The organism is Cytobacillus kochii (assembly GCF_044790165.1).
Taxonomy (GTDB): domain Bacteria; phylum Bacillota; class Bacilli; order Bacillales; family Cytobacillaceae; genus Cytobacillus; species Cytobacillus kochii.
The window spans coordinates 1113768-1139579 of the sequence record NZ_CP085254.1; the positions used below are offsets into that span (position 1 = coordinate 1113768).

Below are 25812 nucleotides of genomic sequence, written 5' to 3' on the forward strand. Positions count from 1 at the left end.
TTTAATGAAGTATACTTATCTAAAGTATAGCAAATATTCTTATAAAATTTGAAGCGGCAGGTGGACCTATGAATGGTGTCGACATCATTACAGATTGTATGGCGACAAATTTTGAAATACAAAAGGTACAAACAGTACATCGGTTGAAATTGGCAGAATTTTGGGGCATTAAAGAAGGCGATCGTGTTTTAGAAATAGGCAGCGGCCAAGGTGACACCACAGCAGTATTAGCTTATTTAGTCGGTGAGGAGGGGTTTGTTCACGGTATTGATATTGCTTCTCCTACTTATGGAACACCAATCACACTAGGTGAATCCATTTCCTATTTGTTAAATTCAAAAATTGGCAAACAAATTCATATCGATTTCCATATGGATTTATTATCTGACCAAATTGAGTTCTTGGAAAAATCTTTTGATCATATCGTTTTTTCACATTGTGCATGGTATATGAACTCAATTGAGGAGTTTGCCGCATTAATGAAAAAAGTGAAAAAATGGGGAAAGAACCTATGTTTCGCTGAGTGGGATACGAGAATAAGTGTAGTTGAACAGTATCCACATTTATTATCAGTTCTCATTCAGGCCCAATATGAGTCTTTCAAAAAAGAGAGTGACGCTAATATTCGTACATTATTTACCCCATTTGATATACAAAAAGTGGTGAGGGAGGCAGGATGGGAAATAGAGAAAGAACATATTATTTTCTCTCCAGAGTTGCAAGATGCAAAATGGGAAGTGACTAAATTAGTAAGGGACTTGCATACTGAGTTAGAGCAATTAGGAGAAATACCTGAAAAGTTAAAGTCGCTTATCTTTTCCCAAATGTCCATGTTAGAAGATTTTCGCGTGACAAATGAAATCACGCCATTATCTGTTTATGCGTTTACAGCTAAATAGCCATTGGACCAAATGAAATTTCTGTACTTAATATAGGTGTTTGTATTAGACAACTTATCACCTTCCAACATACCTTATTAAGGAATAAAACAGAATGGAGGTCTTAGCGTGAGCTATAAACAATGGAATAACCCAAATCAGGTGGCAGGTGCCCAATTGCCACATCAAGTGGCAGGTGCACAAATGCCTCATCAAGTGGCAGGTGCGCAAACAGGTGCACAATTGCCTCACCAAGTAGCAGGTGCTCAAACTGGTCCATGGGGTGGTCAACCGCAATTCTTATCCCCATCTCAGTCACCAGCACAACAAGGTCCGACTCAAGTTTCTCCAACTCAGCAATATGTAAAGCCGAATTATTCAAATACGAATATCAATCATGTACACCCTAGTCATACTACAAATGTTAATAAACATTGTATTACACACAAACATTATTTTCCACACACTGAATCCGTTGTAAATGAGTGTAAAGAACAACATATCATGTGTGGTAAGCCTTACAACCCTTGTCAAACAGGCGGTTGGGGTCCTAAAAGACCTTGGTAAATTTCTTTGAGAACTGTCTTTAATGGCAGTTCTTTTTTATTTTTTTGATAGTGATCAAAGGTTAATTACAAAATGTATTCACGTCGACTTTACAAGGTACATAAAATGATGTATAGTTGGTTACATGAGTAATCAACCTATCAACTAGGTAGGAAGGGGTTAAAAGTGAAATCAGTCTTTGATGATTCTAAGCCAATATTTCAACAATTGGCAGAAACGATAGCAGATGATATTGTTGATGGTCACTTAAAAGAGGGAGATCAAGTACCTTCGACGACAGAGCTTTCTCAGTTTTATCAAATCAATCGAGCAACAGCACAAAAAGGTTTAGGGCTTCTTGTAGATAAAGAGCTGGTATTTAAACAGCGAGGTGTTGGCATGTTTGTAGCGAAAGGAGCGAAGGCGTTGTTATTAAAAGAAAGGCAAGCAGATTTCTATAAACAATATGTGCTACCTATGTTAGATGAAGCGAAACGCATCCATTTAAATGAAGAAGAAATTCTTCGACTTATAAGGGGGGAGAATGATGATTAAGATTCAAGGGCTCGATTTTAACTACGGATCCACACTTGCTTTAAAGAATGTAAACTTAGTAGAAGAAGAGCCCATTATTATGGGACTTTGGGGTCGGAATGGAGCAGGTAAAACGACATTAATGAAGCTGTTAGCAGGTTTGGAAAAACCAAAAAATGGCGTCATTGATATTCATGGAATCTCGCCCTACAATCATTCAGAAGGGATGAAGTATATTGCTTATATGCAGGAAAATCATCCGTTTTCTGAGTTTTGGAATGTGAAAGATGCATTAATGTTTGGAGCATATTTCAATCCAAATTGGGATCAGCAATATGCTGAAGAGCTGGTGGAATTGTTTGAATTACCTAAGAAGAAGCTGATAAGGAAATTTTCTAAAGGGATGCAAACAATGATAAAAATCGTCATTGGCTTAGCTAGTAAGGCCCCAGTAACAATTATGGATGAACCGACAAATGGGTTAGACGCATTTAGAAGAAAACAATTCTATGATGTATTGTTAGAGACATATGAAGACCATCCACGTTTGTTTATACTTTCCTCCCATCATATAGAGGAAATTGAACCACTATGTGAGAAAATAGCTGTTATTCATAACAAAACATTAGCTAGTTATACTGATACGGAAGAGTTAAAGCGCAGGGGGCTCATGTTAACTGGGCCTGTAGAAGAAGTACAAAAGCTCGTGCAGAGTCACCACCAAATACTTCAACAGAAAAAGTTACGTAACCAAATGCAAGTAATGATTGATGATGTAATAACTGATGAATGGCACACAATCGCGAATGCGAATAAGGTTCGTCTAGAAAATGTTTCATTGCAAGACTATCTGGTGCAAAAAACAATGACGCAGGAAGGGAGAGATTAACATGTTCTCTACATTTAATGGACCGTTTAAATTAATGTTCGAAGATTTGAAGAAACAGACAATTATTATTCTCTCTATTACTGTGAGCATACTTATTCTATTTTCTATTAGTGGCTATTTAATTGGTGAGAATTTCACTGGTGCGATTTTTGGACCTATATATGGATTTTTTCTCATTTATCCGTTTTTACTCTATAATAAAACATATAAGTATGTTCTTTCATTAGGAGGAACAAGGCGGCAGTATCTTTTAAGTACAATAATTAATACCGTTTTATTTATCTTTATTAATACGGCTTTTCTTAATGTGATGTATCAGTTAAATTTATATTTATCAGAGAACAATGGTAATCCAGTTCATCTGCAACATGTTGGCTTATTATTTCAAAGTGATAATCCAGTTCTTTATTGGTGGGCTGATGTAGTACTGTGTGTGTTTTTGTTTGGTGTCTTATTATTAGTCAATAGTCTATGGTTTTATTTAGGTACAATTAGGCTATTAATTGGTATAACGATTTTCGGTGGCATATTGGTTGTTTGGTTTACAAATGAAGGAATGGGTAAAATAATTGACTTATTTATTAATCATTTACTAACATTCATTCACATATTAGGATTCGCTGGTTTATGCGGTATGGCTTTATCCTACTTGATTATGCGAAACGGCCCACTGGAAAGAGGTGGCCATTTAGTAGGGATAAGATTAAAGAATAATTAACAATTATATATTGAAAAAGGTACTGCATGTCGCAGTGCTTTTTTTTTCGAGGATATATAATGAACACCTAACAACAATGAGAAGGAGGGGAGGAACCAAATCAGACATGTAAGAGAAAGACGAAAATTAGGGTAATTGGAATGTGGAGTGAAAGAATGGGGAAAGTAATGACAACATGATTCAAATCTTATGTTTCAGTAAAGTAAGAAGCATAGAGAATAGAAGTACGGAAAAAAAGATAAACGCTTGAAAAATCGATTTTTGCCATTTGGAAAAATAAAAAAGCTGAAAAAACTGTATGATATGTTAAAATAAACTCAAGAATTGAAAATGTTAAGGTTAGTGAGGACAAAAAGTTGAATAAACAATTAACAAAGGATTACTCACCCTATTTAACTTTTAATCGAAGTGAATGGTCAGCACTCAGTAGGAGATCAACCATTCCTTTAGAGGATTTGGATTTGCAGTCATTACAAGGGGTAAATGACCGATTATCATTGTCAGAAGTAACAGAAGTATATCAGCCTATTTCCCAACTTTTGAATTTGTACTATTTAAATGCAAAAAACATGCATAAAGATAGCAATCATTTCTTACAGATGGAAACAAAGAAGGTTCCTTATATTATTGGTATTGCAGGAAGTGTAGCAGTTGGTAAAAGTACGACGGCTAGAATGATTCAATATTTGATTTCGGAGTGGCCTGAACAGCCTAAGGTAGACCTAGTAACAACGGATGGATTTCTCTACCCAAATGAAATATTAGAATCAAAGGGACTTATGAAGAAGAAAGGCTTCCCGGAAAGTTATGATATCAGTAAGCTCTTCAAGTTTCTTTCTGAATTAAAATCGGGTCAATCAGTTGTGCAGGCACCTGTCTATTCACATTTAACGTATAATATTGTTCGTGATGAGATGCAAACGCTTACGGAGCCTGATATTGTCATTGTAGAAGGTATTAATGTCTTACAGCCACCTAAAAATGTGAGAGGTAAAGATAAGCCCTTTATCTCAGACTTCTTTGACTTCTCTATTTATATCGACGCTGAGGAAGCGAATGTTGAGAAATGGTACAAAGAAAGATTCCAGCTACTTAGGAGTACTGCTTTTAAGAATCCAAAATCTTATTTTAATAAATTTGCCAAAATGAGTGAAGGGGAAGCTTTAGCAATTGCTGACCGTATTTGGAAGGAAACGAATCATACAAATTTAAAGAAGAATATATTGCCTACGAAGAACCGTGCTGATTTAATTATTGAAAAAGGCGAAGGCCATAGTGTGACAGAAGTAAAAGTTAGAAAGCTATAAAAGGAATCCCGACAATACCTGTACTAATAAAAAAACTGAGTGATAATCATCACTCAGTTTTTTTCTCTATTTAACAATGGCTAATACAAATCCATCGTAACCTTTTTGACCAACTGTTTGTATAGCTGTTGATTCTACTTGGGGATGATTTTCAAGAAGGTCGAAGAAGGAGCGTACACCCTGTATGCGAGGGTCCGTACTATGTTCTTCAATGATTTCTCCATTTCTAACGATATTGTCGGCAATAATTACTGCTCCCTTATTAGCTAATTTTAAGGCCCAATTTAAGTATGCTGGATTATTCTCTTTATCAGCATCGATAAATATTAAATCAAATGGCACTTCTTTTTCCGCAAGAATAGGTAATGTTTCTAAAGCTTTACCTTCAATGATTTCAACTTGATCTGAAAATGGAGTCTGTTCAATGTTTTTACGAGCAACATTGGCATATTTTGAATTAGCTTCTAATGTATAAATTTTAGCCCCTTTATAAAGTGCTTTTGCAAACCAAAGACTACTATAGCCTCCAAGGGTGCCAATTTCTAGAATGTTTTTAGGGGAACGTAACTTTGTGATTAAGTAAAGAAGCTTTCCTTGAGTTGGTGATACATCAATGGCAGGTAAGTCTGCTTCCTCATTTGCTCGTAGTATATCTTCGAGCTCACTATCAATTGTAATTAATTTGTCGATTAAGTAATCATCCACATCAGACCACACAATTTTATCTTCCATCATTATCTCCCCTTTTATGAAAAATGTATGTTTCTTTATTTTAAGTATATGTTATGATTTATAATAAAAAAAATATATTATTTTTATAGTTTTATAAATAATAATTATAATAAAGGGTGATTGAATGAACACACATGGGTTAAGACTATTTTATCAAGTGGCAAAAATCGGCAGTTTCACTAAAGCGGCTGAGCAATTAAATATTAGCCAACCGGCTGTTTCTAGCCAAATTAAGAAATTCGAACATGAAATTGGTGTGCCTTTATTTCAACAAAATGGTAGAAAAGCTGTTCTTACTGAATTTGGTATAGCTTTGGCTGGTAAAGCTGAGCATTTGTTTTCATTAGAAAAGCAAATTGAAGCATTTATAGATGATTATCGTAATGGTGAGGAAGGAACGATAAGGATTGCTACGACCTACTTACCTGCGAACTTATTATTACCTAAGTTAGCAGCCAGTTTTAAACGTGAACATGAAAAGGTCAATTTGGTCATTTCTACAAGTAATACGAAAGATGCTTTTGATCAACTGCAACATTATAAAGCAGATATTGCTATATATGGTGGAATTGGTGAACGCCCTGAGAATGTTGATTGGTACGAATTATTAGAAGATGAACTATGGTTTGTTGTAGGGGCAAATCATCGATTAGCCAATCAAACGATTAAACTCGAAGAAATGGTCAAAGAGCCATTCATTATGCGAGAAGAAGGCAGTTCCATGCGTGAGCATTTAGTCTCACTTTGTTATGCTAATCAACTAAATCCGCCGAAGGTTGCCCTGCAATTTGATGGACTAAGTGAGACAATTTCTACGGTCATTTCCGGATATGGAGCCAATTTTATTTCCTCACTCGTTGTCAAAGATCATATCAAAAATGGGCAACTAGCAAGGGTTTATGTAGAGGGCGTTTCTGTACAACATAGAATTGCCATTTGTACACGTAAAAACGAGGAACAATCCATCCTTGTCAAACAATTTATTGAGAAGTGTAAACAAAACATTAGAAAAAATTATTGAAAAACATAATAAATATTGAATTTACTTATGGCCTAGTGTTGCTTAAGCTAAGAATAGAAGGTTTATAAAGGAAAGGTGTTTTTTCTATATGACATTTTTTATTGAGATATTCTTGCAAATTATTTTCCCTATTCTTCTTTTATTGGCATTAGGTGCTTTTTTGCAAAGAAAGTTTTCTTTTCAATTGAAGCAACTATCAACGTTAGTAACCAATTGTTTTATGCCAGCAGCTATCTTTTTACATATTTATCGCTCATCTTTTGATGCGAGTTTATTAGGCCAACTGTTGAGTTATTTGTTTATTTTTACAGTGGCTTTAATGATTATCGGGCAAATCATGGCGAAGTGTTTATCTTTAAATAAGGGAGAGGCAGCCACGTTAAAAAATAGTATTTCCTTAATGAATTCTAATAATTATGGTTTGCCTGTGAGTCAACTTGTTTTTACTGTTAACCCACTAGGTGTATCCGTACAAATTATTATAATTGTAGTGCAAAATATTTTAACCTTTACATATGGTATGTATAATCTTCTTTCAACTAGCCGATCGATTGGTTCACTTGTATTGTCGCTCGTAAAATTGCCTGTGATTCATGCCCTTCTATTAGGATATCTCTTCTTATTATTCAACATCCCTCTTCCCACTTTTATAGAGATTCCTTTAGATCAACTGGCAGCTGGTTTTATTGGTTTAGCTTTATTATTATTAGGTGCGCAGTTATCACAAATACAATTAAAAATGTTTCATCGTGTGATTACGTGGAGCTTAATTGGACGTTTATTGTTAGGGCCAGCTCTTTCATTTCTTATTATTACACTTCTTGGAATTGAAGGGGTTTTAGCACAATCATTATTTATTGCCAGTGCTTTTCCTACTTCAAGAAATACAGCTACAATTGCTCTTGAATATAACGTGGAACCTCAGTTGACTGCTCAAATTGTGCTCTATTCTACATTATTAAGCAGTCTCACTGTATCTTTAGTTATCTATTTATCTTTTCTTTTATATGTATAATATGAGGGTCTCAATCAACAATTATTGGTTATAGCATTTATTGGCCCTTTTCGCTGCTTCAATTTTTTAGAAGAATGGCGTCTTCTCCTAAAATTGTAATTATATTTTCATTGTGGTTCATTTAATATCAATCTTTTGCTATAAGGAACTTTTTTGGTACACACCTACCTAGTTCGTAACTTTAGTTTTGGACTAATCGGTACTTAATTGGTATACTACATTTATTAAGGAGGGAGGACATTTTGGCTCGTCCATTAAATTTTAATCCACAATTAAAATTAAAAGCTGTCATGATTTTGTTTTGGAAAAAAGGATATCATGCAACGTCTCTCTCTGATCTACAAGAAGTCACCGGTTTAAGCAAAAGTAGTATTTATCAAGCGTACGGTAATAAATATGACTTATTTATAGCCGCCTTTCGTATGTATCATGAGGAACAGCTCAAACAACTTCAGGACATCATACAAAATGGCGATAATGGTTATGAGGCACTAGAAACCTTTTTATTAAAAATGGTTCATGCAGAGGATGGTTTACCATGTGGGTGCATGACAAGCAATGAAGCGATTGAAATGGGTCCACATGATCAAGCGTTTTGTCAGCTTATTAATGAGCAATTTCAAGAAATAGAAGAAGTATTTATTAGTGCTATTGAAAGAGGAAAGAAAGATCAATCAATTACTTCGCAAACTGACAGCTTGTTGTTGGCACGGTTTCTTATGGTGATCATTCAAGGTATAAATGTAATGAGCAGTACGAAAACAAATAGTGATCGTGTAATGGATGCATTATCAGTCACTAAACAAATACTAAAAGGTTTATAGAAAGTAGGGAATAGAATGAAAGTAGAAATTTGGTCAGATATTGCTTGCCCTTTCTGTTATATTGGCAAAAGAAAGTTTGAACATGCACTTGTTGGCTTCGATCAAAAAGATGAGGTAGAAGTGGTGTACAAAAGCTTTCAATTGGATCCAAATGCTCCACAAAATACTACAGAAACGATGAATCAAATGCTGGCAAAGAAATACGGCCAGTCTGTTGAGCAAGTTGAACAAATGCAACAACAAGTAACGGCACAAGCGAATGAGGTAGGCTTAGATTATCATCTAAACGATGCTAAAATGACAAATACCTTAGATGCTCATCGCCTAATCCACCTAGCGAAAGAGAAAGGTAAGATGAGCGAAATGAAAGAGCAATTACTTAAAAGTTATTTTGTCGAAGGAAAACATGTAGGGGAAATAGAATCATTAGTTGATATCGCAGCAGCTGTAGGATTAGATAAAGAAGAGGTAACATCTGTTCTAGCTTCTGATCAATATAAAAAAGAAGTAGAGGCAGATATGCAAGAGGGTGTGCAGTTAGGTGTGCAAGGTGTGCCATTCTTTGTCTTTAATCGCAAGTATGCCGTTTCAGGGGCTCAACCTTCAAATGTTTTTTCTGAAGTATTAACAAAAGTAATCGAAGAGGAAAAGCAAAGCCAACCATTGAATGTAATTAAACAAGGCGATGCTTGCACAGATGGCAGCTGTTAAATTTTATTTTAAGGAGTGTTTAACAAATGAGTGAAGCAATCAAGTATCAACTAGAATTAACAAGAAACAATCTATTAAGAGAAGTAAAAAACATCCCGCAAGATTTATTAGATGTTCAACCTGAAGGCTTCAATAATACAATCCATTGGCATATTGGACATGTCCTAACAGTGACTGAGCAATTCATAATGAATTATCCAAACAACACAGATCATCTTTCTGAGAATTATTTGCAGTTATTTGGTTACGGCACAAAGCCGAGTGATTGGACAGGAGAAGTCCCGTCTGTAAATTTTCTAATTGATCAACTACAAGATCAAATCGTTCGAATAAATAAAATCCCCAATGATGTATTCAATCAAGAATTACCTGAAGCCATATTAGGGCAAAAAACTGTAGGCCAACTAGCAATGTTGTCTGCTTATCATGAAGCAAATCATCAAGGTCAAATTCATACAATGAAGCGCATAGTTGAAAAATAATAATACAAAGTTGCAGATAGCTTTTTAGCTATCTGTATTTTTTATTTGAATTTTCCCTTTTTTTATATTATTATATTGAATAAAAATCCGTTATGATGTATTTTTATTATATTACACATAAAAGGGGTTCACGGCAATGGAAATTTTAAATGCAGTTAGTACGGATGTGAAACAAATTCATCAATTAATCAAAGTATACGCTGATAAGGGCATTGTCCTGCCAAGGTCATATCTATCACTCTATCAACATTTACAGTGTTTATATGTAATGAAAGAAGAGGGGAAGATTGTCGGCGTTGCCGGTTTACATGTATTGGGAGAAGATCTAGCTGAAATTCGCTCCCTTGTTGTAGATGATCAATATGCGGGTAATGGAATCGGCCGTCTGCTAGTCAATAAAGTGGCAGAAGAAGCTGTGAAATTAGGGATACAAAGGCTTATCTCATTAACCTATGAGAAAGAATTCTTTGCTAAATGTGAATTTACTGTAGTGTCTCGCCATTCACTACCAGAGAAGGTTTGGGTAGATTGTATGTCATGCCCTAAAAATGATGCTTGTGACGAGATTGCCATGATTCGTTTTATCGCTTAAATTTAATGTGAATGCTGTTGTCGCAATGTAAAGGAAGTGGCGGCCACACACTATTGTCACCCCAATACCATTCGTTATAGGATGATGAAGATACGTCAATTAATCGAGCCATTTGGTAACGAGTTTGTTTTTTATGAGAATCTATCCTCAGCAGTTAAATTGTACTTACTCCATAAAACAATCGAAGAGACACCTTTGGATGTATTACAAAAATAAGCTGATAATTTTGGAATCACAATCAAATTATTGTTTTATCCCTTGTGGTATTCTTGGATTTAGTCAAGGAGGGAAAGAGATGAAACAATATACAGGTGATGTAATGTTGTTGGTTACAGCGATTATTTGGGGGAGCGGATTTGTTGTAACCGATATTGCATTGCAATAGTTAATTCCCTATCAGATAATGGCAGGAAGGTTTGTTTTAGCAACAATTTTACTGACAATGATATTCGAATTCAAGATCAATACACTCACCAAATCCGTCCTTTGGAAAGGAGCCATACTTGGCATTTTTTTATTTCTGGCTTTCGTTTTACAAACGGTCGGTTTGCAATATACGACACCTTCTAAGAATGCATTTTTAACTGCCGTCAATGTTGTGCTTGTACCAATTATTGCTTACCTGTTTTATAAGCGAAAAATAGATCGATATGAAATATTTGGATCAAGCTTAGCCCTTGTGGGTATTGGCTTGTTATCCATACAAAGCTCTTTGAAAGTAAACATAGGTGATGTATTATCGCTTGCTTGTGCAGTCGCTTTTGCTTTTGATATTTTTATACAAATCTTTTTGTCAAAAAGGAAGATCCTATATCTCTGACCTTTGTACAATTCATAACGGCTTCCCTATTAAGTGTAGTTGCGGTCCTGGTTAAAGGGGATATACCGACTTCATTGGAAAGTGAAGGGGTTTATTCTGTTTTGTATTAAGCAGTCTTTTCAACGACAATTGCCTACATTTTTCAAAATAAAGCACAAATATACCACAGCTACAAAAGCAGCTATTATTTTATCAACAGAGTCTTTTTTCAGGATGTTGTTGTCCGTTTTATATTTAAACGAAGTATTGTCCGGCCGTATGGTTACGGGTGCGGTATTAATTATGATCGCAATCTTAATTGCTGAGCTAAAGCCATCCCTCAATAAAAACCAATCTGCTAAAAAAATTCATAATTAATTGTACTAAGCGACCCATAAGAAACTCTTTAATTTAAACATTACATGAGCACATTGTGAAACATCGTACTTAAGCTAACGGGGGCGTTTGTTTTAGAAGGGGAAAATATTATTAGATTTATCTAAGGAATGTCTACAAAAGTTAGACATTCCTTAGAGTACAAAATAATTAATATTGGAGTGAATACAACGAAAGAACATCAGGTTTACGGGCCTAATTATTGACATAGGTATACAATAATTACATTTCAATTTTCAATCATTTCTTTGAATTAGAGAGATACCTCGTTTCTTCCTCAGCCAGTTACTTCTTTTTAACTTTTGGCCATAAAGGTCGTTGAACATAATTAATCATCGTATTGAACACAATCCCCCATTGCGTATTTGTTAAAGAACCAATGGGTGTTCCATTTGAAATACCTAAGCTTTTTTTTATATGTTTTAACTGTGGAAGTGTAAATATTCCTCGCAAAGCAATATCTAAAGGGGCATTAGATTGCTTTAGGGCATATTGTGCCAGTCCAAGGAAAGCTAAATAATATTTTTTCTGGACAATGGGTTCTTTCCTTCTAGTTATTAGAACCATTGCAGAATCTACTTTGGGTGGGGGAGAAAAATTATTTCTTGAGATGTCTTTGATATAGTGTATATCAAACCACATTCTCCAAGCTAACACATAAGAATCTTTGACTGACTTTGAGGTAAAGCGTTTTGCAGCCCCTTTCTCCATTACAATGACCCCTTTTTGAAATCCACTTGATGGATTATTTAAAAGCATCTTCATGATCGGAGTTGTAATGGAGTAGGGTATATTCGAGACAACCACAAAATGCTCATTAGGTAAAAAAACCTTCATAATGTCCTTATGGATAATTTGCGTATTAATATTCTGTGCCGTTTTTTTCTTTAGAATTTCGACAAACTTCAAATCATATTCTACTGCAAGGACCTTTCCTGCACTGTTCGCTAATAATGAGGTTAAAGCTCCTTTCCCAGCTCCTAATTCTAAAACTATATCACTACTATTTATATTTGCTCGTTCAATAATTTCATTAAGTAATTTCTTATTACTCATCAGATGCTGCCCAGAAAAATTGGGGAACTTCATACTTTTTAATTTTTTTCCACAGTATTTATGGGTCTTCTTACTCTTCTTCGTCATACTATCTCTTCCCTTCGAAAATTAATAAATCAAAGGGATCTGCCTGTGATTCAGAGTAGAGGGAAGAAAGCCTATCTTCATAAGATAAGGGTAAATCCTAGATAGTCGCAACCAAATAAACCTACTTTTGCTAAAAAAGAAAGGTAATCATACGTAAAAAAAGAAAAGCATAACTCAGCCTTTCTTCACATTACATATTTTTTGTAGGAAATGAAGATTATTTAAAAAAGGGCAGACTAATCCCGTTTACTCTGTATACACAAAACAGAGCCTTTGAACGTATTAAATTTATGAGTTCAAAGTTGAGATACGAAGTCTGACATATGAATGACCCATTTTTAATAATCCTCCTTATAATAATTTAATGATACATTCTTTATTATAACTCGTTCATTAATATAAATCAAAATATTTTGAATTTTTTACCGTGCAAAGTTTTTATGGAAGTTGTATTTTTTCTTTAACTATCAATATATACCTTAACAGAGCCATAGAGTAAAAAGAGCCAAACTGACAAAGGAAGTTTTCTGCAAAAATGATGACTTATTTTCAAATTTAACCGATAATAGAGGGAGAAGTATACCGGTTAATATCATCCTATATTGTGAATGCCTATCCTATTATCATTTTCTAAAGGAAATCTTCAGTCAACGAAAGCAGTGATATCATGTTTTTACTTCCACAACCAACATCTCGAATCGAAAAAGACAGATTCATCGATATTGTGAAGGAACGTTTATTAAAAGTATATGATGAGAAAATCATGGCTATCGGTGTCTATGGCTCATTTGCCCTTGATGAGGATGGTCCTTATTCAGATATAAATTTTCAAGTGATTGTTTTTGATGGACAACGAATCGATGATTTTCAGTTTATTTATCCGCCGTTTAAGGTGACCATTGAGACGCTGCAAAAACAGCAATACATAACATCTGCGAAAGAAATAAATTCAGATTGGTCCTTAAACGTTGCACGTTTCATACATACGATGCCTATCTATGATCCGATTATGTTTTTCTCAAAAATGAAAAGCCTCCCCCTGCAAATATCTAGCTACGAGATAAAAGATGTAATGAAAAAGTGTATGATTGAAGAGTTATACGTGAAGATGGCTAAAATAAGAAACTTAAGGCTCATTCAGGATGAAACCTCATTGTTGTTGAATGCGGTGGAGTTTTGTGAACAAAGTGCTAAGTTAATTGGTTTAGCTAATCGTTATTATTTTCGATCAAAAACAAGGATGCTTGAAGAATCATTAGGAATTGCCACCAAACCTCATGGCTATGAACAGTTAGTGAAACTTATTCTTCAAAGAGATTGGGACATTAGTGAAAATATATATGAAGCTTGTGAGCATCTTTGGACTGGAATCAATCAATGGTTCAATGAACTTGGAATTAACTATCGCTCACATTCTTTTCCATTTTAAAAGTCATCTTCCAAAACGAGAGAAGATGACTTTTTTTGTCATTATTAAATATCTGAACAATAGCCATTGGGTTAATCAGATATTATTAGTATCTAAATAAAGGGATATTAGTTCTTATTTCTTTTATTCTTGCTGATGACAAAAATAATACCACTCATCCATAGTAAGAAAATAACGACATAGATTAGATAAATCCAAATATCAGGCGTTTGGAAGGTTAATAAGATGGTCCTGGCGTTAGTAAGGACAATAAATCCACCAACAAGTACTCCTAATAGATATGGTGGCAACACTTTAACTAACCATGCTGCAATAGGAGCAGCAATAATGCCACCGATCATTAAAGCAATGACCCAAGTCCAATTCAGTTCTTCCCAGCCTAAAGCAATGAAAAAACCAACGCTAGCAGATAGTGCAATGGCGAATTCACTAGTATCCACTGTGCCAATTACTTTTCTAGCAGATATCCCTTTTTTGGATAGTAAGACAGGTGTGGCAATTGGTCCCCATCCACCACCACCTGTTGCATCTGCAAAGCCGGCTATGAGTCCGAGTGGAATTGCTTGCTTGCGCGATAAATGTAAAGTTTGTTTTTGCCTTTTTACTTCGTATTGGAAAAGAAACCGAAAAAAAACAAATAAACCTAAAAGAAGTAGAAATCCAGCAATATAAGGTTTAACCACATCTCCAGGTAGTTGACTTAAGAAGCAAGCTCCTATAAATGCACCAATTGATCCCGGGATAATTAAACGAAAAACCGCTTGTTTGTCAACATTGCCAAACTTTATGTGTGATGCACCTGAGGCAGCAGTCGTTACAACTTCTGCTAAATGGACAGATGCTGAGGCGACAGCAGGAGCGATTCCAAAAGTGAGTAAAAGAGTTGATGAAGTTACGCCATAGGCCATGCCAAGGGAACCATCAATTAACTGTGCAAAAAAACCAATAATGGCAAAAATAATTAGTTTCCTCATAGTCCTTCCCCTTTAAAAGTAATCTAATTTAACATATGATTTTTTTGTACAAGGGTGCATGGAAAGTGTATGAGATGAGGTGTTTCTCAAATGGAATACCATATTTAGGGGAAGTGATCAATTCTATTTTTGGGTTTCCAAGTGTTATCTATAGGGTAGTTTGCTAAAGAGAAATCAATCTAAATTCATATAAAAGAAGCCAGCTAAAATAGCTGGCTAGGATGGTAATATCATTATTATTCAGATCTTAACTGGAGCTTTTTCTTTAACCAATGTTCATCAATTAACTCGTCTAAGGCAATCTTCTTCGTAACGAGTTGGCTAGCTTGGAAGTAGCCTTTTTGCTTAAGTGATCATGCGGCAGGTGGAATGAAAAAAAAACAAAACGTTCTCTATTCCTTCTTTTTCATAGCATCCATAATAATTTCAATAACCTCTGGCCTACTAAATTGCTTAGGGAGAGCAGTTCCTTGTTTTAACATTTCCCTTACCTTGGTTCCTGAAAGATGAAGGTGTAAAGAAGTATCATGTGGACATGTTTTATGTGAGGCCATGCCATCACATTTAATGCAATAAAAGGTGTGTTCAAAAGGTAATATGGTTATGCCTAGTTCTTCCTTAGGGAATGTTGAAAATATCTTCTGGGCATCATATGTGCCATAATAATCACCAACACCAGCATGGTCTCTGCCAACAATAAAATGTGTACATCCATAATTTTTTCGTGCAATCGCATGATGAAGTGCTTCTCTTGGGCCAGCGTACCTCATTGCCTGTGGATAAGATGACAATAAAACTCTTTCTTGCGGATAATAATGTGCTAGTAAAACTTGATAGCTTTTCATTCTTGTTTCTGCTGGAATATCATCTTTTTTTGTTTCGCCAACAAGGGGATGAAGCAGTAAGCCATCAACTAATTCTAATGCTAATTTTTGAATATATTCATGTGCGCGATGAACGGGGTTTCTTGTTTGAAATCCCACAACCGTCTCCCACCCTTGGGTAGCAATATATTTTCTTACTTCTGCTGGTTCTAATTGAAACCCTTCAAGAAAAGGTGTTTTTTTGATTTCTTTTGTTAATGTGACATGGCCGCCAACATAAACTTCACCACGATTAAAAAGTTTGTCGACACCTGGGTGATTGCGGTCGAGTGTTTGATAAATTATACTGGCTTCTTTTTGTTTATCTGGCAGAAAAATATCGCTAATTTCAATATATCCATAAACACAACCATCATAGACTAAATTCGCTTTATCATTGATTTTTAGTAACTCGGCTTCTTTTTTTGATAGAGGTAAAGTAATTGGAATGCTCCAGATAAGGTGATTGGCTAGTCTCATTTCATGAAGGACAGAATAATAGTCAGTTGAAGTTAGAAAACCTTCTAAAGGGCTATAAGCACCATTACTAATTAGTTCAAGGTCAGATAAAGAGGTACCATCGAGTTTGATCTGCTTAGTGATATGACTCGTGTTTGCATTTATGTTTTTTCTATTAATTAAATGTCCACCATGTGGAATAGAGTTTGTCATTTCCATTATTCCTCCTTCACTTAAGTCGCTCAATTAAGTAGTTTACGAGTTCATTTGCACACTCTTCAGCTGATTTCGAGTTGGTCGAAATAACAAGGTCTGGAGACTGGGGAGGTTCATATATTTGATCGATGCCAGTAAAATTTTTGATTTCTCCTAAACGGGCTTTCTTGTAAAGTCCTTTAGGATCTCGCAATTCACATTCTTCTAAAGAACATTCCACATATATTTCAATAAACTCATCTTCGGTAAAAAGAAAGCGGGCTAGCTTTCGATCTTCCTCGAACGGGGAAATCAGTGCTGCCAAAACAACAATGCCTGCATCTACAAATAATTTGCCTATTTCAGCTGTACGGCGAATATTCTCTTTTCTATCTTCACTACTAAATCCTAAGTTTTTATTGATACCGTGCCGTAAGTTATCACCATCTAATAGATAAGTACTCATATTTAATTCGTATAATTTAGTTTGTACAATGTTTGCTATGGTTGATTTACCAGAACCTGATAAACCAGTTAACCAAACCATACAACTTTTATGATTGTGTAATTTTTGCCGATTTTCTTTTGAGACTTGTGATTGAGACCAAGTGATGTGTTTTCTACTATCCATTTAAAATAACCTCCAATCTTATATTTGTCTCACTTATTATTATGCATATGTATTTTCAGGTCAGCTTGTACAGGTCATTTGCCTGTAAATCACCAAATTCGTAACCGCTTATTACCTTTCTCATATTCTATAAGTAGGAGAAAGGAGTTCGACGTACAGTGACAAAAAGAATGAATGAAATAGTAGTTAAAAACATGATGATGTCTTCTTATATCCCGCTTTTTTCCACCGATTTTCCATACGTTCTCTTATGGGTTCCGAAAAATGGGTGCACAATTGTGAATAAATGGTTTATGTACCATATCGGTGCGGCTGGGGATTTGTCTCAGTTGAATGTCGAAATGACGCATAACTATCGTGACTTTGTCCTTCGGAAACGCTCAGGGTACGAGGATGAATTAAAAGAGGAATTAATAAATGGTGAAAAAACGATTGTGAAAATCGTGAGAAACCCTTATAGAAGAGCGGTTAGTTCCTTTTATCATGCATTGAGCGGAGAGTGGCTTTTAACACAATTAGGAAGTACCATTACAGAAGGTATGTCTTTTAAAGACTATCTCTTCAAATTGAAATCATTCGGCGAAAGCATACATGTATTAGATAAACATATTGCGCCTCAATATACAATTGGAGAAGAACAAGCACCTATTTGTTATGTGAAATTAGAGAATTTACAACAAGAATTAATAAAGTTAGAAAGGCTTGCGGGACTAAAAGCTTCACCAATGAATGAGATAGCAAGATCCTCTCATCATTTTTCATCGAGAATGAAGCTAGAGGGTGATTATGCAAACCGAGTAATCAATTTTGCCAATGATGAGGAGGATTTGCCGGATTTACCTACAGTTAATAGTTTATTTAACGAAGAAACGAAGGCACTAGTAGAGGAAATCTTTGCTGTGGATCTGCATTTTTACGGATATAAGCTAGGGGAATATTGACTTTTTTGCTATCAAATGAAGCGGGTCCTCAGTTGTAAGAAAAAGTGCATCTGAGGATCCTTTCGTATTTAAGAAAATATTTTACCTAAGGGACCCTCATCATTAATCATATCTTGCAAAGAATAAAGTGAAATTGGGAAATAAATCGTCCCATAAACATATGGAAGTAAGCTATACACATCAAAGATTATGACCAATGTGAGGTCAGCAGTATAAAAGGATTGGGTATCTGTGATTCCGGGATAGGGTACGAGAAGATCGGTGGTTAAACCTCTTTCCTGCAACTGCTGTTTAATAAGAGTGTTAATCCTTTCTTTGTAAGGACTATTTTTTTTAAAGAGATCTCCAAGTGTATATTGCTTACCAGTCAAACTGTTAAATGTTAATCCACGTGTAAAAGTAAGACCATGTGCGCCCCCTGTGTATGAATAAACTGTAAGAGTTAAACTTAGGACACCTTTTTGGTTGTTTTTTAAGTCAAATCCACCAGTTAATTCAGTTTGTGGTTGCCCGTAACCTTGATCTTTCATTAATTTATTTAAGCTATCTGAAATGGCTTGATTCATTTTTTGTTGGGCAGCTGGGGGCGTGTAAGAAGTTACCTGCGGTTTAAAAATATCTATACGATCATGCTTGATATGGATCGGTTGAATACCAACTGGTAATTTAAATGTATTCATCACATACACCTCCTAGAAACTAACATATGAAGTGGAACGAATCGTTATGTTGCGATGACAAGTTTTATATATGATAATAAAATGATGACAATAATTTAGGATGATAACTGTGTATGAAAATGAAAAAATAAAACAAAGATTAAATACATTTATCAATGTATCAAGAAATATTACATCGAATACGAGTTTAACAAAATTAGTACAAGAAATTATAGAGGCCGTGATTGAATCAATAGACAAGGCCGATGCAGGCTTCTTTCTTTTATGGAATGAAGAGATGGAATATTTAGAAATAGAAGGAGCTTACAACTTTAAAGAGGAGATGTATTTACAAAATAAGCTTTTAGCAGGGGAAGGTATTAGTGGCTCTGTTTTTGAAGATGGTTGTAGCAAAATGATTCATACGGCAGAGAAGATTAAAGAGGCAATGGGAAATATGCGTAATCAAACTTTGCATTATTATTTAGAGTCAACGGTACATGCAGCCATACCTGTAAGTTGTATGTCTGTGCCATTGATTCATCAAAATAAAAAAATCGGTGTTTTAACGATAGATAATTTTAAGAACGATGGATTTTTTAGCGATGAGGACTTAGCGTTTTTAGAAGCCATCGGTCACCAAATTGCAATTTCTATAGTAAATGCTAGAGCTTTTCAAGAAAAGGAAAAACAAACAAAAGAATTAGAAACCATTTTGTCTTTACATAATGAGTTGAATCATGTGGCTTTAAAAGGGGACGGTACATTTTCTTTAGTAAAGAAGCTAGCGGAAAAGTTCAGCGGATCGATTCTTTACTTTGATTCACTTTACCGCTTGAAAACATCTTATCCTCCTTCTGAAGATCATCATTTCTATATAAAAGAATGGTTAAAGAAAAATGCAAAGAAATTAAGTATTCCAAGATTGCTTGACATCTATAAAAAAGAAGAATGGGTAGGTCAAGCAATTGGGGTGATGTCTTCTTTCGGTACAATTGGTTTTTTGGTGGTAACTGAACAGGAGAAGGAATTAAATTTAATTGGTGAATTGGCTTTTAAGCACGCAGCATCTATTATGGCCATTGAACAAATGAAACAGCAAGAACAAATGAAGCATCAACTCACGGAAAAAGAAGAATTATTAAAAGATATATTGAAAAATAACTTTACTCAAGAAGTACAAAGAGCTTTGAAGAGATATGGGATTAGTATCGAAGACAAATGTATCTTTATGGGTATCGAACGGTTGATGAATGATGAAGCATTAGAGAGTTTTATTTCAATAGAAAATCAGGTGAAAAGAGTCTTTCAAGATCGCTTTCTAACTATTTGTTTTCCAGGTAGGGATATGGTTTATGTGATGCTCGCTTCTAAAGATTCTATATTGAATAGGGAAGAAGAATTAAAAACGAGGTCAGAGAGACTTCAACAATATTATCATCCAAATTTAATATATATAGGACGATCTGTCGATTCATTAAGACAAGCCGACATTTCTTTTAAAGATGTACAAATCATGCCTGATTTTTTAGTTGAGCAAGGGAAAAAGGCCAGTAAAGTCATAGGATTTAGAGAGATAGGGTATAGAAGATACTTAAACGATGTATCGGATGATGATGCTACTGCTTTTGTGATGATATTCTTAGAAGAGATTGTACAAGCAAATAAAAATGATTGGCTAAAAACACTTACCGCATACTTACAAACGGACAAAAACGCAGTGAAAACAGCAGAAGAGATGCATCTACACCCTAATACAGTTTATTACCGCATTCAGCAAATAGAAGAGAAGCTTAATATTAATCTTGATTCATTGGAGGATTGTATGAATGTAAGAATAGCACTTGATCTTTATCAACTAAAGCATTTGTAAAATAAGAATAAATAAAGGCTCTACAGTGAAGATTTACGTTAGCAATGGCAAGAAAGGTGTAATTCTATTGTAGAAAGAGTGATGCTAGAATAGTAATGAAAAATAAACACGAATGCTATTCTATGTTCGGTATGCAAATAGATGCTTCCTTAAGTAGAATGCATTCGTGTTTGATTTTAAGGTGAAAAAAGTATATTTCTAATTCATTTAATTATGAGGTCTAAAGGCCAAGAAGTCCTTCCAGGAGGTCAAGGTCCTGGTGGCCCCACCAGATATATACCTAACCGGAGCCAGGGTATATGTGTAATCATAAGCAGGTAGATACCATTTATGATTTGTTTGGTCATTGGATTCGCCTCATTATTTCATATGGACCATCAGATGAACCAATATGAAATAGGAGAAAAACCAATCGTTAAACGCCGCGCTTATTTCCCCATATATATGTGTGTAATTGAGGGAGAACTCTTATACTTTTAAATTCACTATCATGCATTGTTTTCTCTACTAACCATTCATATTTAGCTAGTAGGTTACTTCTTAGCACATCGTTATTGACTGTCATGCTGTCATCGTTGCCAACTTGTAAGCAGAAGGAAAGTCTTGGATAGCGTAAGTGGACTTTTTTTGCATAAGCTAAATCTTCTTCATTAAAGACCACAACTTTTAAATTGGGTTGCTTTTCTTCAAGTTGAGCAATAATTTCATCTAGCTTATTGAAATCGGTTTCCATTTGTGAGCTTGGTGGTTTCGGGGATAATGTCAGAAAATCGATATCCTTAAACCAATCTTGCCACTTGCTACCTTGTGTTTCCAAAGCTGTTTGCACTTTTTTGTCTTTGAGAAGCGTCACTAATTCACCTAGGTTTTTTAGTAATGCTGGATTGCCTCCAGAAATAGTCACAAAATCAAAGTGATCTCCGCCGATGTTTTTTAACTCATGCCAAATTTCTGTCGCTGTCATTTGTTTAATTAAATGTTTACTAGAACCATCCCAAGTAAAAGAAGAGTCGCACCAAGTACAAGCGTAATCACATCCAGCAGTACGAACAAACATCGTTTTCTGGCCAATAACAATGCCTTCACCTTGAATGGTTGGTCCGAAGATTTCCATTACAGGTATTTTACTCATCTTCCATCCACTCCCTTCTTACTTCAGCAAAGCTTGTAGGAGTTTCATAGAGTTTGACATATTCCACTTTAAGTTGTTGCGGGCTATCTACTAGCGCTTCTTTCATTTTTTCGTAAACCCATACAACGATGTTTTCTGCTGTTGTATTCATGGGTGGTAGTGTTTCATTAATATACTTGTGATCGAGGTGAATTTCAATTTCTTCTTTCCAAAGTTGCTTAATATTTGCGAAATCAACAACGATTCCACGATCATCAGTATAGCCACTAATACCGAATATGACTTCATAGGTATGACCATGTAGATTTTTACATTTCCCTTCATAAGCATGAAGATGATGGGCCGCATCAAATGTAAAGGATTTACTAACGAGTACCCTTTTATGATGATATTTTAGTTGGTCTTTCTGAATATGCTCATCTATTTTCTGAAGTTCCTCAACTATACGAAAGCCATATAAATCCTTCATGACATTTTCACCTGCAAATACTGAGTCAAGCCTTGCATTCGAAGCTCACAAGCAGGACATTCGCCACATCCGTCTGCAATGACACCATTGTAACAAGTGAGTGTTTTATTTCTAACATAATCAAGTTTGCCAAAATCATCAGCCATCGCCCATGTTTCTGCTTTGTTTAGCCACATAAGGGGCGTATGTATGACAAATGGCCTTTCCATAGATAAATTTAAAGTGACATTTAATGATTTAATAAATTGATCACGACAATCCGGATAACCACTAAAATCTGTTTCGCATACACCTGTAATGATATGCCTTGCCCCTATTTGGTAAGCGAGAATGCCAGCGAAGGATAGAAATAATAAATTTCTACCTGGTACGAAGGTTGAAGGTAATGCCCCATCTTCACCATTCTTGACATCGATATTTGATCGTGTCAACGCATTAGGCGCTAATTGGTTTAGCAGTGTCATATCTAAAATATGATGTTCAATTTGTAAATCAGCTGTAATTGCTTTGGCACAGTCAATCTCAATTGCATGCCTTTGGTTGTAATCAAACGTTACAGCGACTACTTCAGAGAAATGTTCCAAAGCCCAGAATAAACAAGTAGTACTGTCTTGCCCGCCACTAAATACGACAATGGCTTTTTCATTTTTTTTCATAATTAATCTCCTTTTAAACAGAAAAACAGCACCACTAAGAAAATGGCGCTGTTTTTCCTTAGTTTTTTTGAGAGGGTTTAGCTAGAACCTCTACCGCTAAGCGGAATTTGACTTAAGTTGTCGCTAGTCATTATAACATAAATAATGAGCAGTATTCGTCTTTTTTAGGCTCTTTTTCGCATAGATTGTTGTTGTCCAGCAAATATTCACTTAGTAATACTGGAAATTTCCGATTGTAAGGTATAAAAAAACAACCATTCCTTTATGGAGTGATTGTATTTGTTATTCCCTTCAATTATTTCATGTTGAGCATCAATAATTAAAAAAGTTTGTTTCAAATGATTTTCCCCTTTTACTGGTGGAAATATGCTAGACATATTCTCTATAATACTTACTACCTTCGTAAATACATGTAATTTCTAAAAATGTACTCAACACTTATGTACTAATAGGACAACTAAATGAAATTTCCCTTCTTGGCCTTTTCACGAGTTCTCCTCCGCAGTTAGGGCATACATAATTCATATGCACTGTGCATTCCTTGCAAAAAGTACATTCATGTGTACAAATATACGCTAAAGAATTTTTATTAAGTCCCTTGTTACATTTTTCGCAATTACTCCTCATTTCTAAAGACATATTTAATCTCCTTTATTATCATAATTTTGGAAACTTTCTAGTTTAATTCTAATAAATTGGTTGCTATTTTTACATATTAATCTTATTGTAATTTTATAAAATATCTTTCTTTTTAACTAAAAAAGTTTGTTTGACTTAAAATTTTAATGAGGAGGTAAAAATATGGATGAAATTGATCAAAATATATTATTGCACTTACAGGAAAATGCTCGAACATCTTTCACTGAATTAGGAAAGAAGGTGGGATTATCTACTCCTGCTGTTAATGAGAGAGTTAAGAAGCTTGAAGAAAAAGGGATAATAGTTGGCTATAAAGCAATCATTAATCCAGAAAAAGTAGAAAAACCCATAATGGCTTTTATACTATACGACAATACCAAGTGTGAACAATTTGTAGAGTTTTGCAAAAATCATTCTAGTGTTATTGAATGTCATCGACTGGCTGGATCATATAATTATTTAATTAAAGTTTTAACTGATTCTGTCCAATCTTTGGAAAGCTTTATTGATGCTTCCATGTCATTTGGACAGCCCTCCACATTGATTAGACTCTCTTCACCTGTTGATAGTAGATTAATACAGTAAGACTTTTTTGATGAGAAAAAGTGCTGTATTATTAATCATCTTTTCCAATGTATTTGTTTTGAAAATGGATATATTCCTAAAGGCTCTTGTAAGTCATCATCGCAAGGTCATATACCTCTTGTAGTGAGAATAAAAAGGGAATACAAAAATCATATTAAAAATAGCAAACCTTATAAATGATATTGCTTTTTTAGCATTTCTTCTTCAGCTAACCTACTTTTTGTTCCATAAGAAAAAAGAGCAACGCATCATTCCCCCAAGGTCCGTTCCATATAAAATTCTATGTTTACACTTTTTTGAAAGTCGAGAATAGAGTCGAGAATAGATTACTATATTTATAAGATGGATAATTTGGCAAAAGAGGTGAAGTCCCGATGAAATTAAGGGAGCATAAAAGCTTTGTTCGTTTTTGGATTGCATCGACAACTTCAAGCTTTGGCACATATATTACAACTCTGGCTCTTCAGGTATTAGTGGTTGGTAATATGGGAGGCAGTGCTGTTGATGTTGGCTGGGTTTCAGCATCTAGATGGCTTCCGTATGTACTATTGGGATTAATAGCGGGGGTTTTGGTTGATCGTTTTCATCGAAAGACTGTATTGGTGGTAACAGATATAGGACGCGGCATGATACTTACCTTCATTTGCTTTATGTCTATTACAGGAGTAATCAGTATTGGCTTACTCATGTTCCTGCTGGTGCTCTTTGGTACTTTGTCTCTTTTTAATGATTCTGCCCACCAGTCCTTTGTGCCACAATTAGTCCCTCGTCCTTTATTAACACGTGCAAATGCACGGTTGGAACAAAGCTCAGCGGTTGCTGAAACGAGCGGTCCAGCCATTGGGGGCGGACTTGTCTCATTGATTGGTGCACCAATTGCCCTTCTTTTTGATGCCTTATCGTATTTGTTTTCAGGTGTATTAATGGCATCGATTAAACACCAGACCTCAAAAAAAGTGAAGACTGGATCACTTGGTCAGCAAATCAAGGAAGGTTTGCGATGGGTCTATCAACACCAATATCTTCGTCCCCTCGCTTTAAACACGCACGCCTGGTTTCTCTTTCATAGCATGACGATGACGATCCTAGTATCCATGTTTTTAATTGAACTTGGCTTCGATGCCTTACTCCTTGGGTGTGTCCTTGCGGCTGCAGGTGTTGGTGCTGTCGCAGGAACCTCACTATCTTCTCGAGCCGGGGTGCGCTTTGGTGTCGGGCGTGCAATGGCTTTTTCTCGAATTCTTTATGGCCCAGCAGTAATCTTGATGGCTCTAGCTCCAGCAGCTAACAACTCAGATTCGCCGTACATAGCTCTCATGTTTGTGATTGTAGGCCAGCTCTTTTATGGCTTTGCTATGGGAATCGAAGGTCCTCTTGAAATGGGATATCGACAATATGTCACGCCATCCCACTTCCAAGGGCGCATGAATGCCACACTACGATCCATCAACCGTAGTGCAGTCGTTATCGGCGCTCCACTAGGAGGTACCCTCGCTGACGGACTAGGTTTCAAAACAGCTTTATGGATTTCGATAGCTGGCCTCATTTTATGCGGATTATGGTTTAGTCTTTCATCAATGAGAAAAGCTCGAATAGAAGACGCTGAAATCTAAAAGCTGCCGCGATAGATCAATAAATAATGCAAATACTACCTTAAGGCACCGTGTTTAAATATTTCTATAATTTAAAACCATGAGGATTCTTTTTTACTTGCTTAATT

The 25812-nt window shown here is 35.3% G+C and carries 27 protein-coding genes, 2 pseudogenes and 1 riboswitch; of the genes and pseudogenes, 19 read left to right on the forward strand and 10 right to left on the reverse strand.

All coding sequences use genetic code 11. The features are described from left to right. Positions 1–68: 68 nt before the first annotated feature. From LG276_RS06025 to coaA, 6 genes are all read left to right on the forward strand, one after another. Positions 69–899, forward strand: a complete 831-nt coding sequence (locus tag LG276_RS06025; protein ID WP_404293844.1) for a class I SAM-dependent methyltransferase — start codon at positions 69–71, stop codon at positions 897–899. Between the two features lie 108 nt (positions 900–1007). Then, positions 1008–1445 (forward strand): CotD family spore coat protein, encoded by a 438-nt coding sequence (locus LG276_RS06030; protein WP_224934996.1) that lies wholly within the window; start codon positions 1008–1010, stop codon positions 1443–1445. Between the two features lie 165 nt (positions 1446–1610). Next, positions 1611–1979, forward strand: a complete 369-nt coding sequence (locus tag LG276_RS06035; protein ID WP_224934998.1) for a GntR family transcriptional regulator — start codon at positions 1611–1613, stop codon at positions 1977–1979. Next, the gene (locus LG276_RS06040; RefSeq protein ID WP_224935000.1) at positions 1972–2847 is read left to right on the forward strand and encodes an ATP-binding cassette domain-containing protein; all 876 of its coding nucleotides are present in this window, start codon (positions 1972–1974) and stop codon (positions 2845–2847) included. The genes LG276_RS06035 and LG276_RS06040 overlap by 8 nt, the downstream gene beginning before the upstream one ends. A gap of 1 nt (position 2848) precedes the next feature. Then, a complete protein-coding gene (locus LG276_RS06045; protein ID WP_224935002.1) occupies positions 2849–3565 on the forward strand; it encodes a hypothetical protein in 717 nt (238 codons plus the stop codon). Between the two features lie 356 nt (positions 3566–3921). Continuing rightward, entirely contained in the window at positions 3922–4872 is a 951-nt protein-coding gene (gene coaA, locus LG276_RS06050) for a type I pantothenate kinase (protein ID WP_095370252.1), read from the forward strand. A 66-nt stretch (positions 4873–4938) separates the two neighbouring features. Here coaA and LG276_RS06055 read toward each other — a convergent pair whose 3' ends face one another. Next, positions 4939–5604: an O-methyltransferase gene (locus LG276_RS06055; RefSeq protein WP_404293847.1), complete on the reverse strand. Its 666-nt coding sequence runs from the start codon at positions 5602–5604 to the stop codon at positions 4939–4941. Positions 5605–5728: 124 nt separating this feature from the next. Here LG276_RS06055 and LG276_RS06060 point away from each other — a divergent pair, with 124 nt between their 5' ends. The 8 genes and pseudogenes from LG276_RS06060 to LG276_RS06095 all read left to right on the forward strand — a co-directional run bounded on the left by LG276_RS06060 (position 5729) and on the right by LG276_RS06095 (position 11426). After that, entirely contained in the window at positions 5729–6625 is an 897-nt protein-coding gene (locus tag LG276_RS06060) for a LysR family transcriptional regulator (RefSeq protein WP_095370250.1), read from the forward strand. Between the two features lie 88 nt (positions 6626–6713). Beyond that, positions 6714–7640 carry an AEC family transporter gene (locus LG276_RS06065; protein ID WP_224935008.1) on the forward strand — a complete coding sequence of 309 codons (927 nt, stop codon included), beginning with the start codon at positions 6714–6716 and terminating at the stop codon, positions 7638–7640. A 242-nt stretch (positions 7641–7882) separates the two neighbouring features. Beyond that, positions 7883–8464 carry a TetR/AcrR family transcriptional regulator gene (locus LG276_RS06070; RefSeq protein WP_404293850.1) on the forward strand — a complete coding sequence of 194 codons (582 nt, stop codon included), beginning with the start codon at positions 7883–7885 and terminating at the stop codon, positions 8462–8464. A 15-nt stretch (positions 8465–8479) separates the two neighbouring features. Continuing rightward, positions 8480–9175: a DsbA family oxidoreductase gene (locus tag LG276_RS06075; protein WP_404293853.1), complete on the forward strand. Its 696-nt coding sequence runs from the start codon at positions 8480–8482 to the stop codon at positions 9173–9175. Between the two features lie 26 nt (positions 9176–9201). Then, the gene (locus tag LG276_RS06080; RefSeq protein ID WP_289433082.1) at positions 9202–9657 is read left to right on the forward strand and encodes a DinB family protein; all 456 of its coding nucleotides are present in this window, start codon (positions 9202–9204) and stop codon (positions 9655–9657) included. 136 nt (positions 9658–9793) lie between these two features. After that, complete coding sequence (locus LG276_RS06085; protein WP_342489015.1) at positions 9794–10249, forward strand: N-acetyltransferase; 456 nt, start codon at positions 9794–9796, stop codon at positions 10247–10249. Positions 10250–10276: 27 nt separating this feature from the next. Beyond that, positions 10277–10465, forward strand: a pseudogene (locus tag LG276_RS06090) (helix-turn-helix domain-containing protein); the annotation flags it as partial. 79 nt (positions 10466–10544) lie between these two features. Further along, a pseudogene (locus tag LG276_RS06095) lies at positions 10545–11426 on the forward strand (DMT family transporter). A gap of 303 nt (positions 11427–11729) precedes the next feature. Here LG276_RS06095 and erm read toward each other — a convergent pair. After that, a complete protein-coding gene (gene erm / locus LG276_RS06100; RefSeq protein ID WP_404293860.1) occupies positions 11730–12587 on the reverse strand; it encodes a 23S ribosomal RNA methyltransferase Erm in 858 nt (285 codons plus the stop codon). 667 nt (positions 12588–13254) lie between these two features. Between erm and LG276_RS06105 the strand changes: the two genes are divergently transcribed. After that, on the forward strand, positions 13255–14016 hold the full coding sequence (locus LG276_RS06105; protein ID WP_404293862.1) for a kanamycin nucleotidyltransferase C-terminal domain-containing protein: 762 nt from the start codon (positions 13255–13257) through the stop codon (positions 14014–14016). Positions 14017–14123: 107 nt separating this feature from the next. Here LG276_RS06105 and LG276_RS06110 read toward each other — a convergent pair whose 3' ends face one another. The 3 genes from LG276_RS06110 to cysC form a co-directional block, all read right to left on the reverse strand. Continuing rightward, positions 14124–14990: a sulfite exporter TauE/SafE family protein gene (locus tag LG276_RS06110; RefSeq protein WP_404293864.1), complete on the reverse strand. Its 867-nt coding sequence runs from the start codon at positions 14988–14990 to the stop codon at positions 14124–14126. A 392-nt stretch (positions 14991–15382) separates the two neighbouring features. Then, a complete protein-coding gene (gene sat, locus LG276_RS06115) occupies positions 15383–16525 on the reverse strand; it encodes a sulfate adenylyltransferase (protein ID WP_404293866.1) in 1143 nt (380 codons plus the stop codon). A 16-nt stretch (positions 16526–16541) separates the two neighbouring features. Next, positions 16542–17138, reverse strand: a complete 597-nt coding sequence (gene cysC, locus LG276_RS06120; protein WP_224935030.1) for an adenylyl-sulfate kinase — start codon at positions 17136–17138, stop codon at positions 16542–16544. A gap of 158 nt (positions 17139–17296) precedes the next feature. On the opposite strand from cysC, the gene LG276_RS06125 reads away from it, so the two are divergent. Then, positions 17297–18079, forward strand: a complete 783-nt coding sequence (locus LG276_RS06125; protein WP_289433089.1) for a sulfotransferase family 2 domain-containing protein — start codon at positions 17297–17299, stop codon at positions 18077–18079. Between the two features lie 68 nt (positions 18080–18147). Here LG276_RS06125 and LG276_RS06130 read toward each other — a convergent pair whose 3' ends face one another. Beyond that, positions 18148–18759 (reverse strand): DUF3298 and DUF4163 domain-containing protein, encoded by a 612-nt coding sequence (locus LG276_RS06130; protein WP_404293868.1) that lies wholly within the window; start codon positions 18757–18759, stop codon positions 18148–18150. A 109-nt stretch (positions 18760–18868) separates the two neighbouring features. Between LG276_RS06130 and LG276_RS06135 the strand changes: the two genes are divergently transcribed. Beyond that, on the forward strand, positions 18869–20611 hold the full coding sequence (locus tag LG276_RS06135) for a helix-turn-helix domain-containing protein (RefSeq protein WP_404293871.1): 1743 nt from the start codon (positions 18869–18871) through the stop codon (positions 20609–20611). A gap of 415 nt (positions 20612–21026) precedes the next feature. On the opposite strand, the gene queE is transcribed toward LG276_RS06135, so the two are convergent. The 4 genes from queE to LG276_RS06155 all read right to left on the reverse strand — a co-directional run bounded on the left by queE (position 21027) and on the right by LG276_RS06155 (position 23507). Next, positions 21027–21743 carry a 7-carboxy-7-deazaguanine synthase QueE gene (queE, locus tag LG276_RS06140; RefSeq protein WP_224935038.1) on the reverse strand — a complete coding sequence of 239 codons (717 nt, stop codon included), beginning with the start codon at positions 21741–21743 and terminating at the stop codon, positions 21027–21029. Then, entirely contained in the window at positions 21736–22212 is a 477-nt protein-coding gene (gene queD, locus LG276_RS06145; RefSeq protein ID WP_404293874.1) for a 6-carboxytetrahydropterin synthase QueD, read from the reverse strand. Before queD ends, queE begins: the two co-directional genes overlap by 8 nt. Beyond that, positions 22209–22868, reverse strand: a complete 660-nt coding sequence (gene queC, locus LG276_RS06150) for a 7-cyano-7-deazaguanine synthase QueC (RefSeq protein WP_224935043.1) — start codon at positions 22866–22868, stop codon at positions 22209–22211. The genes queD and queC overlap by 4 nt, the downstream gene beginning before the upstream one ends. Before the next feature lie 52 nt (positions 22869–22920). Further along, positions 22921–22965, reverse strand: a riboswitch (PreQ1 riboswitch). 341 nt (positions 22966–23306) lie between these two features. Further along, positions 23307–23507, reverse strand: a complete 201-nt coding sequence (locus tag LG276_RS06155) for a DUF1272 domain-containing protein (protein WP_251162898.1) — start codon at positions 23505–23507, stop codon at positions 23307–23309. A 162-nt stretch (positions 23508–23669) separates the two neighbouring features. Between LG276_RS06155 and LG276_RS06160 the strand changes: the two genes are divergently transcribed. Both LG276_RS06160 and LG276_RS06165 read left to right on the forward strand, forming a co-directional pair. Beyond that, a complete protein-coding gene (locus LG276_RS06160) occupies positions 23670–24092 on the forward strand; it encodes an Lrp/AsnC family transcriptional regulator (protein ID WP_251162899.1) in 423 nt (140 codons plus the stop codon). Between the two features lie 374 nt (positions 24093–24466). After that, on the forward strand, positions 24467–25705 hold the full coding sequence (locus tag LG276_RS06165; protein ID WP_404293876.1) for an MFS transporter: 1239 nt from the start codon (positions 24467–24469) through the stop codon (positions 25703–25705). Positions 25706–25812: the final 107 nt, after the last annotated feature.

Bases quoted from the DNA above. Each gene is read 5' to 3' on its own strand.
- LG276_RS06080 (WP_289433082.1), top strand. From the start codon at position 9,202: ATGAGTGAAGCAATCAAGTATCAACTAGAATTAACAAGAAACAATCTA.
- LG276_RS06065 (WP_224935008.1), top strand. From the start codon at position 6,714: ATGACATTTTTTATTGAGATATTCTTGCAAATTATTTTCCCTATTCTT.
- LG276_RS06075 (WP_404293853.1), top strand. From the start codon at position 8,480: ATGAAAGTAGAAATTTGGTCAGATATTGCTTGCCCTTTCTGTTATATT.
- queC (WP_224935043.1), bottom strand. From the start codon at position 22,868: ATGAAAAAAAATGAAAAAGCCATTGTCGTATTTAGTGGCGGGCAAGAC.
- LG276_RS06110 (WP_404293864.1), bottom strand. From the start codon at position 14,990: ATGAGGAAACTAATTATTTTTGCCATTATTGGTTTTTTTGCACAGTTA.
- LG276_RS06130 (WP_404293868.1), bottom strand. From the start codon at position 18,759: ATGAATACATTTAAATTACCAGTTGGTATTCAACCGATCCATATCAAG.
- erm (WP_404293860.1), bottom strand. From the start codon at position 12,587: ATGACGAAGAAGAGTAAGAAGACCCATAAATACTGTGGAAAAAAATTA.
- queE (WP_224935038.1), bottom strand. From the start codon at position 21,743: ATGAGTAAAATACCTGTAATGGAAATCTTCGGACCAACCATTCAAGGT.
- LG276_RS06165 (WP_404293876.1), top strand. From the start codon at position 24,467: ATGAAATTAAGGGAGCATAAAAGCTTTGTTCGTTTTTGGATTGCATCG.
- LG276_RS06055 (WP_404293847.1), bottom strand. From the start codon at position 5,604: ATGGAAGATAAAATTGTGTGGTCTGATGTGGATGATTACTTAATCGAC.
- LG276_RS06040 (WP_224935000.1), top strand. From the start codon at position 1,972: ATGATTAAGATTCAAGGGCTCGATTTTAACTACGGATCCACACTTGCT.
- LG276_RS06045 (WP_224935002.1), top strand. From the start codon at position 2,849: ATGTTCTCTACATTTAATGGACCGTTTAAATTAATGTTCGAAGATTTG.
- sat (WP_404293866.1), bottom strand. From the start codon at position 16,525: ATGACAAACTCTATTCCACATGGTGGACATTTAATTAATAGAAAAAAC.
- LG276_RS06085 (WP_342489015.1), top strand. From the start codon at position 9,794: ATGGAAATTTTAAATGCAGTTAGTACGGATGTGAAACAAATTCATCAA.
- LG276_RS06155 (WP_251162898.1), bottom strand. From the start codon at position 23,507: ATGTCTTTAGAAATGAGGAGTAATTGCGAAAAATGTAACAAGGGACTT.
- queD (WP_404293874.1), bottom strand. From the start codon at position 22,212: ATGAAGGATTTATATGGCTTTCGTATAGTTGAGGAACTTCAGAAAATA.
- LG276_RS06105 (WP_404293862.1), top strand. From the start codon at position 13,255: ATGTTTTTACTTCCACAACCAACATCTCGAATCGAAAAAGACAGATTC.
- cysC (WP_224935030.1), bottom strand. From the start codon at position 17,138: ATGGATAGTAGAAAACACATCACTTGGTCTCAATCACAAGTCTCAAAA.
- LG276_RS06025 (WP_404293844.1), top strand. From the start codon at position 69: ATGAATGGTGTCGACATCATTACAGATTGTATGGCGACAAATTTTGAA.
- LG276_RS06160 (WP_251162899.1), top strand. From the start codon at position 23,670: ATGGATGAAATTGATCAAAATATATTATTGCACTTACAGGAAAATGCT.
- LG276_RS06060 (WP_095370250.1), top strand. From the start codon at position 5,729: ATGAACACACATGGGTTAAGACTATTTTATCAAGTGGCAAAAATCGGC.